This is a genomic window from Thioalkalivibrio sp. ALE12, assembly GCF_000381105.1.
Lineage (GTDB): Bacteria > Pseudomonadota > Gammaproteobacteria > Ectothiorhodospirales > Ectothiorhodospiraceae > Thioalkalivibrio.
Window position 1 is genome coordinate 22,301 of the sequence record NZ_KB905913.1, and the last position, 15,520, is coordinate 37,820.

Here is a 15,520-nt window from a genome sequence, read left to right on the forward strand (position 1 = left end):
CTGCGCGGTGCATGCCGCAATCGCATCATCGGCTACGGCATGCGCGGTCAACGCGCGGTTGCGCTCCAGCGTTCGCTGGCCATGGGCGCGTCGACCGGGGTGCCGGCGATGTGGTTGGTGTAGTTGGACAGGGTCTTCAGGCCGATCGCCAGGATGACCTCCAGCATCTGCGCGGGAGTGTGCCCGGCGTCCAGAAAGGCTTGCTGGGTGGGCTCGTCAACCCAGCCGCGCTGTTCGAGCATGGCGCGGGTGAACTGGCGCAGGGCCTCCAGCTGAGGGTCGTCGATCACGCGGTCCTCGCGCAGCGCGGCGATGACGTCGTCGGGTACGCCGGTCATGCGACCGGTCATGCTGTGCGCGGCCATGCAGTAGTCGCATTCGTGGTAGCGGCTGACGGTCAGCAGCAGGACGCCCTGTTCGGTGGGGCTCAGCGACGTCTTCTGCAGCAGGTCGTGGAGCGCCAGGTAGGCCTCGGCCAGGGCCGGCGCGCTGGCCATCTTGCGGATCAGGTTGGGGACCATGCCGAAGGTCTGTTCGGCCCGGTCAAATACGGCTTGCGCCTCCGGGGCGCTGGCGGCGTCGTGCAGGGGGAAGCGTTCATCGCGCATGGGGTACCTCCGGGGGCGAGTGGGTCAGGAGTGTGACCAGCGCCGGGCCCAGGCGCAGGACCGTCGCCGGGTCCTGGTCGGCCTTGGCCATCACCAGGATCCCTTCCATCAGGGCCAGCCACTGTTCGGCCAGCGCCTCGGTGTTGGTATCGCCGGGTAGTTCGCCGTCCTGAACGGCCTCGTCCAATACGGAACGGAAATGGGCGGTGACGGCGTCCAGGTGCCCCCGAATCGCCCGGCGCAGGGGCGGGTTGTGGGTCCCCATCTCCACGGCCAGGTTGCCGAAGGGACAGCCGGGCAACTGGCCGGATTCCGCCTGCATGCGGGCCTCGAAGGCGTGGATCGCATGGACGAACGCCTCGATCCGGGCGTGCAGGCCGTTGGCGCCGGCGAGCCCCGGGATCAGCACCTCGCGCTCGAAGTCCGCGTAGAGGGCGTCCAGCATCGCCAGGGTAAGCGCCTCCTTGCCGGGGAAGAAGTGGTACAGGCTGCCCTTGCGCACGCCGGCATGGGCGCAGATCTCGGCAATGCCGACGGCGCTGTAGCTGCGACCGACGATCAGTTCGCGCGCAGCCGTCAGGAGTGCGTCGCGGCTGTCGCCGCGGGCCCGGTAGGTCGGGGTTGGGGCTGGGTGCGATGTCATGCCTTTGCACACTAGTTGACCGGTCGGTAAAGTGCAAGGAGCAATCGCCCAGGAGGGCCCAAGCCGATGTCCCGAATTCCCGACATGCATGCAGCCACTGACGCTGCCGGCGTATCCATTCCCGCGGAGTACGCGGACACCTGGGAGGATGGCTTTGGTGTGCGTGGCTGGAAGCTGGATCTGCCGGGGCGGGGCGCGGACGTCATCGCGGCGACCCCGTATACCGGCGAGCGTATCCCGACCTCGGTGTTCGTGCACGACATCGTCGACCATCACCTGTGCGGTTTCGCCCTGTACGGTTATACCGACGAGGCGGGGGCGCTGATTCAGCTGGCGGAACGTACTGGCTCCGATCCGGTGCCGGACTTCGTGCAGATCATCGACGAGGACCTGCTGCCGGGGGCCTTCGAAAGTGATGACTGGCGCGAACTGCTGCCCGCGTCCCTGATGGCGGTGGTGGAGGCGGCGCCGGATCCGCGCTCCGGAATGGCGCGCCTGCGCGAGCAATGGGGCGACGGGGTGCTGCGCTCGCTGTGGATCGCCGGGTTCGTGGAGACGGGCTGGGGGCTCGCGGCGGGCGCGCGCGAGGCCTGGGAACGCCACGGGCTGGACTACCCCCGCCGCGCCGCGACCGCGCGCGCACTGCAGCGGCTGTTCGAACGGGTCGATGCCACGGTGCTGGATCAGGGCTGGGTCCGCGCGCGGGGCGTGTTCCGGGTCGCCCCTGCGGGGGTGGGGTTTCGCTTCGAGGAGCCGGCCGCGGGCCGCGACGAGTATCTGCCCATAACGGATGACTGAGGGGGTGTGCGCACCCCATCGGAGTGTTCATGTACGGGCGGTGGGGAGCTCCGGTGACGGGCGGTGCAGGTGGTAGCCCTGGGCCATGTCCACGCCCAGTTCGGCCAGCATCTCCAGGGTCGGGCCGTCTTCCACGCATTCGGCGACGGTCTGCTTGTCGAGGCCCCGGGCGACGTCGACCATCGCGCGGATGAAGGCCTGATTGTCGCGGTTGTTGGGCAGGTCGCGCACGAACATGCCGTCGATCTTCAGGATCTGCACGCCCAGATACTTGAGGTAGGCGAAGGTGGAGAACCCGGATCCGAAGTCGTCCAGACAGACGGTGCAGCCGGTGTGCTGCAACGCCTCGATGAAGCGCTGGGCATCCTGCATCTCGGAGACCGCCGCGGTCTCGGTCAGTTCGATGATCAGCCGTCGCGGTTCGACCCCCTGCTGTTCCAGCTGCTGGGCGATGTATTGCGGCAGTCCCGGTTCGTCGAAGCTGCGCCCGGAGATGTTGATCGCGATCCCGGGGATGGCCGGGTCCTCGGCCAGTCGGCGGATGCTCTCGCGGATCACCCAGCGATCGATGTCGAGGATCTGCCCGGTCTTCTCGGCAATCGGGATGAACTGGCCGGGCATGGCGATTTCCTCCGGGGACGCCGGGTCGCGCATGCGCACCAGGGCCTCCATGTGGTGCAGGTGGCCATCGCCGACCGCGTAGATCCCCTGGTAATGCAGCTCGAAGTGTCCCTGCTCCAGCGCGGTGCCGATGCGCTGGCTCCAGGACATCCGCTCCAGCATGTGCTCGGCGGTGTTGCGGCTGCGGTCGAATACCGCCCAGGTGTTCTTGCCCAGGTCCTTCGCCTGGTACATCGCGGTGTCGGCGTGGGCCACCAGGTCCTCGACGTTGTCGCCATGCTCCGGAAAGTGGGCGATGCCGATGCTGGCGGTGAGCCGGTAGTTCTGGCCGCGGAAGCGGAACGGGATCGCCGAGATCGCGCGGCCCACGCGTTCGGCCAGTTCGATCGGCTCCTGCTCCGACTCGCGATCCACCAGGATCGCGAACTCGTCGCCGCCCAGGCGGGCAAAGATATCCTGACTGCGCACCAGCGCGGCGATCTCGCCGGCGGCGCGCACCAGCACGGTATCCCCGGCCCGGTGGCCGAAGGTGTCGTTGATGGTCTTGAACTCGTCGAGATCGAAGTACAGCAGGGCGAAGCGCCCGTTGCGCCGCCGCTCGCTGTGGATCACGTGTTCCAGGCGTTTCTGGAAGTGATGGCGGTTGTACAGGCCGGTCAGCGCGTCGTGTTCTGCGAGGTAGACCAGTTGCTGGGCGGTCTGGCGCTCGTGGGTCACGTCCTCGTACAGCCACAGTCGACCGATGGAACGCTCGTCGGTGTCGTGGACGGGGTAGGAGACCTGGGTGAGGATGCGCCCGTCGTACAGGTCGACCTCGAAGCGTTCGCTGATCTCGTGGGTATCCAGCACGTGCAGCACGTGGCGCGAGGCGTGATCCGGCCGCGCGAAGCGGTGGGTGGAATGTTCCAGTACCTCGCGCGAGGGACGACCCACCAGTTCCACCTCGCTGCCGATGGCCCACATGCGCCGGAAGGCCGGGTTTACGTATTCCACCCGGCCCTCGCGGTCCTCGAACAGGATGCCGATGCTCATCGCCGAGAGCAGCGCGGCCATGCGCCCCTGCTCCCGCCGGGTCAGTTCCAGCAGGCGCGTTTGCTCGTCGCGCGAGGCTTCCAGTTCGGACAGGGCCTGGAGCAGGGCCTCCTCGTTGCGCTTGCGCTGGGTGATGTCGTGCGAGATCGCCACGTAGCGTGCGGTCTCGCCGCGCGGGGCGACCAGTTGCAGGGAGATCTCGACCGGTACCTCGAAGCCGTCGCGATGGCGATGGCTGGTCTCGAAGCGGAACTGGTCACGCTCGCCGCGGCGCAGCGGCTCGATCAGCTGACGAAAGCGCGGCTCGGGGTAGTCCGGCTTGATGTCATAGGGGTGGAGTTCGAGCAGTTCCTCGCGCGGGATGCCGGTCTGGTCCACCGCGCCCTGATTGACATAGATAAAGCGCAGGGTCTCGACGTCGAACAGGAAGACCGCGTCCAGAGTCAGGTCCAGGGTCGAGCGAAAGGATTCCAGTTCGTCGGTCCGGGCCCGCAGGGTCTCGCCGGTGGTGACCAGTTCGTCGGCATCGATAACATGCCCCTGCAAGTACTTGAGGCGCCCGCGATCGTCGAAGATCCCGGCGCCGCGCTCGAACACCCAGCGCTCCCCGCCATTGCGTCCGATCAGGCGCCACTGGATCTGGTACTGGCCGGTCCGCTGCAATCCCTCGGATACCTCGCGCCAGACCCGGTCGCGGTCTTCAGGGTGCACCAGATCGTTGAAGCTGAGGCGTTCGGCGAAGAACCTTTCGCGCGAGTAGCCGGTGAGCTCCTCCAGGGCGCCCTCGGCGTTGATCACGTCCCAGTTCGGGTTGTTGCGGCAGCGATAGACGAAGCCGTCGATGGTGTCGAGTACCCGCAGCAAGTCGTCGCCCTGCTGGGTGCCCAGCGAGCGGGTCAGGGTCATCATCCCGATGACGGCGAGGAGGGCGGCGAACATGCGCAGCAGTTGCACCGGTAGTCCGCTTGCCTCCAGGAAGTCGGCATGGGTCGGCAGCCACTCGGGCAGAGCCGGGTCGACAGTGCCCGGAAACGGCGTGATCAGGGCGTACCCGAGGAAGGCCAGGGCGAGGACGGCCAGGGCCGGGTACTGGCTGGCATGATCGTCGGCGTCGGCGGTGCGCTGGAGGGACCCCCGCAGCAGAAGCAAGAACGCCAGGCCGGACAGTACGGCCCCCGGAAGGCCGACCAGGTAGCGCCCGCCGTTGGCCAGCCCGCGCGCCGGGTCCTCGGCCATACCGACGAGCAGGAGCACCGCGACGGCGATCAGCGGGTAAAGCCACAGGGCGTCAAGGCGCAGGCGCGATGGACTCGCGAGCAGGGCGCGGCGCCCGAACTCCAGAAGCGGCAGGTAGGACAGCAGTTGCCAGGTGGCATTGAGCCACGGGTCGCGCGCCGCCGGATAGTGCAAGCCCGCGGCCTGGAGGAATTCGTAGGCGCCATGGATCAGGCCGAACAGACCCAGCAGCCAGAAATGTCGGGCGAACGGCAGGGATCCGTCCCCGCGGGGCAGGACGAAAGCGACTACGCCAAGGGAGAAGAAGGCCAGGCCATAGACCAGGTACAGGACGGTGAATCCGGCGAGCGAGAGATCCATCAGTGGCAACCGCTGGCATTGGCGGGTGCCTTACCGGCGGGGATGCGGGTCAGCCGGGTCAATGGGTCGGACACGCAGTTTCCTTTCGGCCATAGGGCGGAGCCCGCCGGAGCCGGTCTACGAAATCAGGTGTCTAGCTTGCGGGGTTGTGTGGCGGGGATGCAAGCCATGGCCGGGGAGGGACATGAGAGGGAGTATCCGGCCCGCGGGCGCGGACCGGATATGCGGGCCGGGATCAGGCTCCGACGTATTCGTCGCACCAGCCGTCGGCGTTCACTTGAACGCCCTGGAAGTCGGCGTGGAAGCACTGACCCCACTGGTCATCACCTCCGCCCCAGAAGGCGCAGTTCTTGCACTTCTCGCCTTCGGAGTAGTCCGCGTGGTCGGCGTCGGCCGCATCGTTCACGTAGTTGTGGGCGTGGCCGTCTTCGGCTTTCGTATCGGCCTTGGCCGAGGAGATGCCCACCATGCTGACGACCGGGATGGCCGCCACGGCAGCGGATGCCTGGCGCAGGAACTTACGACGGTTCGCATTCGGTTGATCGGACATGAGGTCCTCCGTTTGCTTTCTGAATGGATGGTTCTTCTTGTTGCCAGTTGGAGCGAACGACGCACGCTGGATACGTGCGGGCTCAACCCCTTCGAGCCCTCGGGCCCTTGAGGGTTCCCTCGATTTTTGCGGGGATCCCCGAAGCCTTCCGGCGATCGTGGTTCGGCAGAGGGGATGCACCGGGGCCGGGAAAAATTCCATGTCGAGCGCCGGGTCCTGCCTGATGTGATGAAGATCGCGTCAGGCTGGTCTACCATTAGAGTTTTCTTATTCATTCGAATCAGGAGGTGCCCGATGCAGTACCGTAAGACGATGGTGATGTTCGCCCTGGGGGCGCTGGCGGCCATGCCGGTGGCCCAGGCCAGTGCGGTGGATCGCGGCATGGAGCCCAGCGTGGCACTGCTGGGCGGTGTAGTCTCGCCGGACCTGTCGGATGCCAGCAGCGATGGTGCCTACGGGGTCGAGATCGGCGCCAACTGTCAGTTGTTCCAGCCGGCCACCGGCGTGCTGCGCCATCATCTGAGCGTGAGCCGTTACAGCGACGACCCGCTCAAGATGACCAGCGCCGAGGTGAACAGCCACTGGATGTTCGAGCCGAACGAACGGCTGTCGCTGGGCTTTGGTCCCGGCATCGGCTACGTGCGGGCCAAGCTGGATGACGACCGCAATGGCCTGTGGGCGGCCCAGCTGGGTGGCAGCCTGAAGTACCAGCTGGACCGGCAGTGGTTTCTGGGGCTGGAGGCGCGTTACCAGTTCACCGAGAGTGACCGCTTCGACGGCCGTCGCGCCGATGCCGACAACATGCGCGTGATGGGCAAGGTGGGCATGCAGTTCTGATCCGGCGGGTTGCCCGGCGTCCGGGGCCTTGCCGGCCCCCGGGCGCCGGGCGACGATAGGGCGACGTTGACACAGCAGGGCGTTGCCCATGACCGATACCCCCGACCCTACCGATCCGGGTGACAACCGGGAGACCCCCGCCTGGCACAGCCGGTCCGCGGATGATGCGCTGGAGCACTGGGGCTCCGCCCGCGAGGGGCTGTCGGCGGTTGTGGCCGAGGAACGTCTGGCGCACTTTGGCCCCAATCAGTTGCGTCCGCCGGAGCGGGCGGGCGTAGTCCGGCGCTTCCTGCGCCATTTCCACAACGTACTGATCTACATCCTGCTGGTCGCGGCGCTGGGGACGGCGCTGCTCGGGCACTGGGTGGATACCGGCGTGATCCTGGCCGTGGTCCTGATCAATACGCTGATCGGGTTCGTCCAGGAGGGCAAGGCGGAGAAGGCCCTGGATGCCATCCGTCGCATGCTGTCCCCGCGCGCGGTGGTGACGCGCGCAGGCGAGCGTCGCGAGATCCCGGCCGATGAGCTGGTGCCCGGCGATATCGTGCACCTGCAGGCCGGTGACCGGGTGCCCGCCGACCTGCGGCTGTTCGAGACCAAGAACCTGCGCCTGGAAGAGGCGGTCCTGACCGGCGAGTCGGTGGCGGTCGAGAAGGATACCGCCACGGTGGAACGGGAGGCCGACCTTGGGGACCGGCGCGGCATGGCCTTCTCCGGGACGCTGGTGGCCTTTGGCCGCGGTGCGGGCGTTGTCGTGGCCACGGGCGAGCATACCGAGATCGGGCGCATCTCCACCATGCTCGGCGAGGTCGAGGGGCTGGAGACGCCGCTGGTCCGGCAGATGGAACAGTTCGGCCGCTGGCTGGCCGCGGTGATCGTGGTCATCGCGGCGGCGACCTTCGCCTTCGGTTACTGGGTGCGGAGCTATCCGCTGGACGAGATGTTCCTCGCGGCGGCGAGCTTGGCGGTGTCCACCATCCCCGAGGGCCTGCCCGCCATCATGACCATCGCGCTGGCCATCGGGGTGCAGAAGATGGCGCGGCGCAATGCGATCATCCGGCGCCTGCCGGCGGTCGAGACCCTGGGGTCGGTCTCGGCCATCTGTTCCGACAAGACCGGCACGCTCACCCGTAACGAGATGACGGCGCAGACGCTGCGCACGGCCACCCGGGAGATCCTCGTCAGCGGCGTGGGCTATGCGCCGCAGGGGCAGTTCTCCGAGGACGAGCGGGATCTGGACCCGGACGAGGACCCGCTGTTGCGCGAGGTGCTGCGGGCGGGGCTGCTGTGCAATGACGCCCGGCTCTACCAGAAGGATGGCGACTGGGTGATGGAGGGCGACCCGACCGAGGGCGCCCTGATTACGCTGGCGCAAAAGGCCGGGCTGGACCCGCGCCTGGAAGGCGAACGCCTGCCGCGCACCGACGTGATCCCGTTCGAGTCGGATCATCGCTACATGGCGACCCTGCACCACGACCACGACGGTCACGCCCGCATCTTCCTGAAAGGGGCGCCCGAGCGCGTGCTGGAGCTTTGCAGCGAGCAGCAGGTAGATGGCGAGACCCGCGAGGCGCTGGATGGCGAGCGCTGGCACGTCGCCATGGAGGCCGTGGCGGCCCGCGGTCAGCGCCTGCTGGCCGTGGCCGTGCGCGACACCGAACCCGATCACGGCGAGCTGCGTTTCGATGATGTCGAGGCTGGCGGTTTTACCCTGCTCGCCCTGCTGGGGATCATCGACCCGCCACGCGACGAGGCGATCCGCGCGGTGGCTGAGTGCCGCGCGGCGGGGATCGACGTCAAGATGATCACCGGCGACCACCTGGCGACCGCCCGGGCGATCGGCGAGCAGCTGGGCCTGGGCCGCGAGGCCGAGGCGCGGTCCGGTCACGAGCTGGATGCCCTGGACGAGGCGGCGCTGGCCGACGCCGCGGAGCGTACGGACGTCTTTGCGCGGACCTCGCCGGAACACAAGCTGCGCCTGGTGCGTGCCCTGCAGCAGGGCGGGCGTATCGTGGCGATGACCGGCGACGGGGTGAATGATGCCCCGGCGCTGAAGCGGGCGGATGTTGGCGTGGCCATGGGGGGCAAGGGGACCGAGGCGGCCAAGGAGGCCTCCGAGATGGTCCTGGCGGACGACAATTTCGCCTCCATCGCGCATGCGGTGGAGGAGGGCCGGACGGTCTACGACAACATCCGCAAGGCCATCCTGCATATGCTGCCGACCAATGCCGGGCAGTCGCTGACCATCATGATGGCGATCCTGATGGGGCTGGCGTTGCCGCTGACCCCGGTGCAGGTGCTGTGGGTCAACATGGTGACCTCGGTGACCCTGGCCATGGCGCTGGCCTTCGAGAAGGCCGAGCCGGGTGTTATGCAGCGCCCGCCACGGGCGCCGGACACGCCCCTGTTGTCCGGGTTCCTGCTCTGGCGCATCCCGTTCGTGGCGTTGCTGCTGTGGGCCGGGACCTTCGGGCATTTCGTCTACATGGAGACCCTGGCCGGGGTGGCCGACGAGGTCGCGCGTACCGTGGCGATCAATACCCTGGTGGCCGGGCAGGCCCTTTACCTGCTGAATCTGCGTCTGATCCATCAACCGGTGCTGCCGGGCGGCGAGCTGTTCCGCTCGCGCGCGATGTGGCTGGCCATCGGGGTCCTGGTGCTGCTGCAGCTGGCGTTCACCTACGTGCCCGTAATGCACACCCTGTTCGGGACCACCGCCATCGGCGCGGACGACTGGGCGCGCATCCTGGCCTTTGGCCTGGCGGTGTTCGTGATCGTGGAACTGGAAAAGCTGGTGGTGCGCCAGGTGCTGGCACGCCGGCGCGGGGTGTTGCCGCGCGCCGTCTGACCGAACGCGCGCGGGTCGGGCAGAGCGCGTTTCCCGGAGCCCCGGCTCAGTGGGCGGGCCGGGCCGGCAGTTTCCCGCCGAGCAGGGCGGTTGCCTGTGTCGCGTCCACCGGGGGCGAGTAGTAATAGCCCTGCGCCAGCGAGCAGCCGAGGGCGCGCAGCGTGGCGGCGTGGGTGTGGCTTTCCACGCCCTCGGCCACGGCCTCGAGCCCGAGATTGCGGGCCATGTGGATCACGGTCTGCACCAGGCGCTGGCTGTATTCGTCGCGATCCAGGCCGGCCACGAAGCTGCGGTCGATCTTGAGGATATCCAGTGGCAGGCGGTGCAGGTAGCTGAGCGAGGAGTAGCCGGTGCCGAAGTCGTCCATCGCCAGGCTGATGCCCAGGGCCTTCAGCCGGTGCAGGGTCTCGATCAGTTCGTCCAGGTTGCCGAGGGTGGCCGTCTCGGTAATCTCCAGGCGCACCTGCGCGGCCGGGGCGCCGGTGCCTTCCAGGATGGTCTGCACGTCCCCCACGAGTTCCGGGCGGGTGAGCTGACGGGCGGAGAGGTTGGTGCTGATGGTCAGGGGCGTTCTCGCCCCGTCCGCGTTCCACTCCACCAGCTGGCGGCAGGCAGTGTAGAGGACCTGCATGTCGATCAGGTGCACCTGCCCGGTGTCCTCCGCGATCGGGATGAAATGATCGGGCGGCACCAGTTCCCCGTTGCGCTCCCAGCGTACCAGGGCCTCGAAGCCGGTGATCCGCTCCTCGCCGAGCGACATGATGGGCTGGAAGTGGACGCGGAAGTCGCCGCGTTCCACCGCCAGGCGCAGGTCGGTCTCCAGCGCCAGGCTTTGCAGGGCCTGCGTCTGCATGCCCGGGTCGCAGAACTCGCACCGGGCCTTGCCAAGTGACTTCGCGCGGTACATCGCCATGTCCGCCTCGCGCATCAGGTCATCCGGGGTGGCCGGACGGGCCGGGTCGTCGGGTTCGCCGGGCCCCTGGACCGGGCAGCTCTGGCCGTAGGGCCGGGTCGCGATGCCGATGCTGACGGTGACGTAGACGTCCTGCCCGGCGAGGGAGAACGGCTCGTGCAGCACGGCCTGCAGGCGCTCGGCCACGCGCAGGGCATCCACCGGCTCGTGCAGGCCCTCCAGCAGGATGGTGAACTCGTCGCCACCCAGCCGCGCAAGGGTATCGTCCGGGCGATTGGTCTCGTCCCCCTTGGGGCGCGAGACGGTGTCGTTCTGGCGCAGCGCGGTCAGCAGGCGCTGGCCCACGCGTACCAGCAGCTCGTCGCCGGCCGGATGGCCCAGGCTGTCGTTGACGACCTTGAAGCGGTCGATGTCCACGAACAGCACCGCGAACAGGTTGAAGGGCTCTCGCGTGGCACGGGCGATCGCGTGCGCCAGCCGGTCGTGGAACAAGCGCCGGTTGGGGAGGCCGGTCAGCTGGTCGTGGGAGGCGTTGTGGAGCAGGCGTTCCTCGTGGCGGTTGCGCTCGATCACGCGGCCGAGCTGCACGCCGATCTGCCACATCAGCCAGAGCAGGTCGGGGTCGGTGGTGGTGGGCTCGGTGGCGAAAAATTCGAGGACACAGGCCACCTCGTGGCCGACCATGACCGGGAAGGCGAAGCCGGAGTGCAGGCCGCTGGCCGTTGCCTGAGGCGCGCGCGGGAAGTTGTCGTCCGCCGCGAGATCCTCGATCCACGCGGGCTCGCCGTGGTCCAGCACACGGCCGGGCAGCCCCTCGCCGGGGCCGAAGCTCGTGTTCTCGGTGCTGTCGCGAAAGGCGGTGAAGGGCTCAGCAGAGGCGAGATGCCAGATGCCGGTGGGGTCTAGCTGGCTGTGGCCACTGTGTTGGTTCGGTCGGGCCAGGTAGGCATGCCCCACCGGCCAGTCCAGGTAGCGTCCGATCGCGGCCAGCGCCGCGCGCAGTACATGCGCGATGGAGTCGGACTGGTTCGCGGTGGAGGCAATGGTGTTGAGCAGCTCGATCTGCTGCTGCTTCGCGTAGACGTCCTGCAGCCGGGTCTCGGCCAGCGTCTCGGCACGGCGGCGAGCCGCGCGTTCCTGCTCGACCAGGGTCTGCAGGCGATCCCGTTCGCTATCCGTCGCGAAGTCGCGCGCGCGTCGGTTCACGCGCACCCCCCGTGGGCGAGGCAAATTGTGCGCGTCCGAGGCCTGCGCGTCTGGGTGTACTGCATGGGCCACTCCCGGCCGTCATGATTGCGCTGCGTCCCTTGCCAGCCGGTATGCGCGGTGGCGTCTCATCGGAAAGACGCCTCCGTGGCCCGAGCCATTCCGTGCGCATTGTAGGGCCCCGGCATGCGCGCCGCATCATTCGTCGGGATGGGTGACCCAGGGTTCGCCCATGGCCTCTTCCCAGTCTGCCTGGGTGGGGTGGTTGCGGTCGTAGCGTTTCCAGGCCTCGAAGATCTCGTCCGGCCAGTGTGACTGCAGCCAGGCGATGATCGCCTCGACGTCCTCCTCCGACAGGGTGTCCTCGAAGCTGGGCATGGCGCCGCCGCGCGCCTCGGCGCCATAACGGATCATGTCCTTCAACTGCCAATAGGGGTGGTGCCAGGTGTGGGCGCTGCCATCCAGCGGGGGCGGCGGCAGGGTACCGTCCGGGTTGCGCTGGCGCCAGTTCTCGGCGCCCTCGCGCTGGGCCCCGTGGCAGGCGATGCAGTGCTCCTGATAGAGCCGTTCCCCGCGCTGCAGGATCTCCGGGTCGGTGGTGCGTTCGAGGTGGTCGGGGGTGCCGGAGGCCCCGCCGAAGCCGTCGCAGCCCGCCAGCGTGGCAGCGGACAGGAGCAGCACCGCACCGGCGAAACCGGCGCGGAGGGTACGCGGGTCCGGCATCAGTCCTGAACGTCCGGCTCGCCGGTGCCGTCGGCCGGCGCGTCGTCCCCGCGGAAGGCGTCGCGTACCGAGCCCCAGGCCTTGCGCGAGCCGTCACGGATGCCGCCCCAGGCGTCGCGGGCGCCATCGCGCACCCCGCCCCAGGCGCCGGAGGAGCGCTCGCGCATCTCGCCCGACCATTCGGCCAGGCGGTCCCGTTCCTCGACCAGGCCGTCATAGGCCCGTTCGCGGCGCTCGCGGGTGGCGTCGCTCAGGTCGTCCCAGCCCTCGCGGATGTTGTTGCCCAGGCGGCTCAGTTCGCGGTCCATCGCGTCCAGGGTCTCGCGGGTACGGGAGCGGGTGGCCTCGCCGGCCTCCTCGCCTTCCTCCTGGAGTTCCTCGCGGGTCTCGGCCCAGGACTCGCGCAGTTCCTCCATCTCGCTGGCGGTGGCATCGTCCTCCATGGCGGCATCCGATTCGTCGGTGGCCGTGGGTTCGTCCCCTGCGTGGGTGTCGTGATCGGCGGCATACAGGGGGCTTGCGGCCAGCATCAGACCGCACAGCCCGGCGAGCAGGATGGGGCGCACTTCGAGCAGGTTCATGTCGGGTCCTCCGGGGTGCCGCGGGGCGGCTGACCAATGATGTTGATCTCTCATGGTAGGACGTTTCGCGCTCCGGTATGTTTCCAGGCAGCGGATGATTTGCGAGGCAGTCCACGTGATGTACTGGAGAAGGCAGGTTGCAGGGGGTGTGCTGGCGCTGCTTCTGGCGGGTTGCGCCACGTCGACCCCGGATCCGGGCGATGACGGCACGTCCGCGGGGTTGCCCGAAGGATGGGAACCCGCGCCGACGGCCTTCGAGGCCCAGGCGGTGCCATCGCTTGAGCCGAGGGTGATGCCGGGTGCCGCGGTGATGGAGTGGTTCGCGGCCAGTGGCTGGAAATCCGGCCTGGCCGTCGACTACGCGGGGCTGGAGATCGACCAGCCGCGCCCGGAACGCGCGGAGGTCCGCCTGACCGGGCTGCGTGATGATGCCGTCGAGGCCTACGAATTCCGGCTGGAGCTGGACGAGACGGAGGCGGGCTGGGTGGTGCGCACGGTGGAACGCCGGGCCATCTGCCGCCGCGGCCTCGCCGACAGCGGCCTCTGCCTGTAACGCTTCCCGAGGCCCTTGGCAATCTTCGAGCCCAGAAAAGCGATTTACAGGAAGATGGGAAGACGGGAAGAAATTCTGAATGAGCAATGCGTTGGTGGTCCCTGGGCTACCCATTCCGGCTTCCACTCTTCACGTCTTCCTGTAGATCGTCCTTGACCTTGACCTTGACCGGTCCCTTCTCCGGGCTCTCTGTGTCCTCCGTGGTGAATCCAGAGCCGGGTCTTGCTCAGCGGCGGCGGGCGAGGGTCAGGCCGTCGCCGATGGGGGCCAGCGAGAGGTCGATGCGTTCGTCGTGGTGCAGGGCATCGTTGAAGGCGCGGATCGCGCGGGTGTCTTCGCGCGTGTCGTCCGGGTCGGCGACGCTGCCATGCCACAAGGTGTTGTCGACCAGGATCAGGCCGCCGGCACGGACCAGGCGCAGGCAGTGCTCGAAGTAGTCGGGGTAGCCGGTCTTGTCCGCGTCGATGAAGGCCAGGTCGAAGCGGCTGGTCTCGCCTTCGGCCTCCAGTGCCTGCAGCGTGTTGCCGGCCTCGCCCAGCTCGAGCCGGATGCGACCGCTGACCCCGGCGCGTTCCCAGTAGCGCCGGGCCGTGGTGGTCCACTGCGCGCTCTTGTCCAGGGTAACGACCGCGCCGTCCTCCGGCAGGGCCAGCGCGATGGCCAGCGCGCTGTAGCCGGTGAAGGTCCCGATCTCCAGATAGCGCCGCGCCCCCATGAGCCGCGCCAGTAGCGCCATGAACTGGCCCTGCTCCGGGGCGATCTGCATGTTGGCCTCGGGCAGGTTCGCGGTCTCGGCACGCAGCTCGGCGAGTATCTCCTGCTCGCGCAGCGAGTGCTCCAGGAGGTAGTCATACAGGGGGCCATCGAGTCCGATGGAACGATTGGACATCACGCGCTCCGGGGTTGTGGGTGAGGGATCAGACGGTCCAGCCATCGGCGCAGGACCGGTGTGGCCAGGACGATCAGGATGACCAGGGTGCTCCACTCGAGCCAGGCGGGCAGCATCTCGCCGGCGGTGCCCATCTGCGTGGCGACGTCGACCCCGGTGTGGGCGAGTCCGGCGTCCAGGGCGAGCCCCAGCGCGATGGTGGTGACCGCGATACCGGTCAGGTAGAGCAATAGCGCCGGCGTGCCAAGTTCGCGGCGAAACACGCCCAGGGTCGCCAGGCTGGTGATCGGTGCGGCCAGCAGGAACACCAGCACGGTGCCGGGGGAGACCCCGGCCGCGATCAGGCCCACGGCGATCGGTGTTGCGGCGGTCGCGCAGAGGTACATGGGGATGCCGATGACGGCCATTACGAGCATGGCCGGCAGGCCCGATCCCCAGGCGGCCAGCGTGGCCGGCGGGACCAGGGCGAGCAGGGCGCCGGCGACCAGCAGGCCGATCACCAGCCACAGGCGGATATCGTCGAGCACGCCGCCAAAGGCATAGGCGAGGCCCGCGCGCAGCCGTGCGGACAAACGCTCCGGGGCCTCGGGTGTGGCGCAGCCGTCGGCGGTCCCGCAGCATCCGCCGCAGCTGTCCGGTTCGCCCCGCGGTGGGTCCGGACGCTCGGTCGCGGCGCGGGTGCGGCCCACCAGCAGGCCTGTGGTGATGGCCGTGACAATGGCGCCCAGGGCCCGGGCCACGGCCATCATGGGGCCCAGCAGGGCATAGCTGATGGCGAGCGAGTCGACGCCGACGCCCGGCGTGCCGATCAGGAAGGCGGTGGTGGGGCCCCGCCCGGCCCCGCCGCGGTGCAGGGCCAGTGCGGTCGGGATGGCCCCGCAGGAGCAAAGGGGCAGGGGGGCGCCGACCACGGCGGCCCGCGCGGTGGCGGGAATGCCCGAGCCGCCCAGCCAGCGCTGCAGGGCAGCCTCCGGAATCAGTGCCTTGACGCCGCCGGCCGCGAGCAGGCCCAGCAGCAGCCAGGGCGCCGCCGTCAACGCGACACTCAGCGTCTGCCTGAGGATGTCGAGGATCATGGCCCGATGTTCCGTCGCGGCGGGGGCAACTGCAAGAAGCCCGCGC

At 68.7% G+C, this 15,520-nt stretch carries 13 protein-coding genes; 4 read left to right on the forward strand and 9 right to left on the reverse strand.

Features of this window, described 5'->3' with window-relative positions; genetic code table 11:
- Positions 1-47: 47 nt before the first annotated feature.
- Positions 48-608 (reverse strand): carboxymuconolactone decarboxylase family protein, encoded by a 561-nt coding sequence (locus F614_RS0111700; RefSeq protein ID WP_018882841.1) that lies wholly within the window; start codon positions 606-608, stop codon positions 48-50.
- On the reverse strand, positions 598-1,251 hold the full coding sequence (locus F614_RS0111705; protein ID WP_019558941.1) for a TetR/AcrR family transcriptional regulator: 654 nt from the start codon (positions 1,249-1,251) through the stop codon (positions 598-600). Before F614_RS0111705 ends, F614_RS0111700 begins: the two co-directional genes overlap by 11 nt.
- Before the next feature lie 84 nt (positions 1,252-1,335).
- Between F614_RS0111705 and F614_RS0111710 the strand changes: the two genes are divergently transcribed.
- Positions 1,336-2,049, forward strand: coding sequence for a hypothetical protein (locus F614_RS0111710; protein ID WP_019558942.1), 714 nt, complete (start codon positions 1,336-1,338; stop codon positions 2,047-2,049).
- A gap of 27 nt (positions 2,050-2,076) precedes the next feature.
- On the opposite strand, the gene F614_RS0111715 is transcribed toward F614_RS0111710, so the two are convergent.
- Together F614_RS0111715 and F614_RS0111720 are read right to left on the reverse strand one after the other, a co-directional pair.
- Positions 2,077-5,298 carry an EAL domain-containing protein gene (locus F614_RS0111715; RefSeq protein ID WP_019558943.1) on the reverse strand — a complete coding sequence of 1,074 codons (3,222 nt, stop codon included), beginning with the start codon at positions 5,296-5,298 and terminating at the stop codon, positions 2,077-2,079.
- A gap of 235 nt (positions 5,299-5,533) precedes the next feature.
- A complete protein-coding gene (locus F614_RS0111720; protein WP_018867881.1) occupies positions 5,534-5,848 on the reverse strand; it encodes a high-potential iron-sulfur protein in 315 nt (104 codons plus the stop codon).
- Positions 5,849-6,142: 294 nt separating this feature from the next.
- Between F614_RS0111720 and F614_RS0111725 the strand changes: the two genes are divergently transcribed.
- Entirely contained in the window at positions 6,143-6,685 is a 543-nt protein-coding gene (locus tag F614_RS0111725; protein WP_018875589.1) for an outer membrane beta-barrel protein, read from the forward strand.
- A gap of 88 nt (positions 6,686-6,773) precedes the next feature.
- Complete coding sequence (locus F614_RS0111730; protein WP_019558944.1) at positions 6,774-9,533, forward strand: cation-transporting P-type ATPase; 2,760 nt, start codon at positions 6,774-6,776, stop codon at positions 9,531-9,533.
- Between the two features lie 46 nt (positions 9,534-9,579).
- On the opposite strand, the gene F614_RS0111735 is transcribed toward F614_RS0111730, so the two are convergent.
- The 3 genes from F614_RS0111735 to F614_RS0111745 all read right to left on the reverse strand — a co-directional run bounded on the left by F614_RS0111735 (position 9,580) and on the right by F614_RS0111745 (position 12,956).
- Positions 9,580-11,658 carry a bifunctional diguanylate cyclase/phosphodiesterase gene (locus tag F614_RS0111735; RefSeq protein WP_196800288.1) on the reverse strand — a complete coding sequence of 693 codons (2,079 nt, stop codon included), beginning with the start codon at positions 11,656-11,658 and terminating at the stop codon, positions 9,580-9,582.
- A gap of 192 nt (positions 11,659-11,850) precedes the next feature.
- Positions 11,851-12,375, reverse strand: a complete 525-nt coding sequence (locus F614_RS0111740) for a cytochrome c (protein WP_019558946.1) — start codon at positions 12,373-12,375, stop codon at positions 11,851-11,853.
- The gene (locus F614_RS0111745; RefSeq protein WP_018879804.1) at positions 12,375-12,956 is read right to left on the reverse strand and encodes a hypothetical protein; all 582 of its coding nucleotides are present in this window, start codon (positions 12,954-12,956) and stop codon (positions 12,375-12,377) included. The genes F614_RS0111740 and F614_RS0111745 overlap by 1 nt, the downstream gene beginning before the upstream one ends.
- 148 nt (positions 12,957-13,104) lie before the next feature.
- On the opposite strand from F614_RS0111745, the gene F614_RS15095 reads away from it, so the two are divergent.
- On the forward strand, positions 13,105-13,509 hold the full coding sequence (locus tag F614_RS15095; RefSeq protein WP_369771875.1) for a hypothetical protein: 405 nt from the start codon (positions 13,105-13,107) through the stop codon (positions 13,507-13,509).
- A 226-nt stretch (positions 13,510-13,735) separates the two neighbouring features.
- Here F614_RS15095 and F614_RS0111755 read toward each other — a convergent pair whose 3' ends face one another.
- Positions 13,736-14,398, reverse strand: a complete 663-nt coding sequence (locus F614_RS0111755) for a class I SAM-dependent methyltransferase (RefSeq protein WP_018875595.1) — start codon at positions 14,396-14,398, stop codon at positions 13,736-13,738.
- Positions 14,398-15,474 carry an SO_0444 family Cu/Zn efflux transporter gene (locus F614_RS0111760; RefSeq protein ID WP_018867872.1) on the reverse strand — a complete coding sequence of 359 codons (1,077 nt, stop codon included), beginning with the start codon at positions 15,472-15,474 and terminating at the stop codon, positions 14,398-14,400. The genes F614_RS0111755 and F614_RS0111760 overlap by 1 nt, the downstream gene beginning before the upstream one ends.
- Positions 15,475-15,520: the final 46 nt, after the last annotated feature.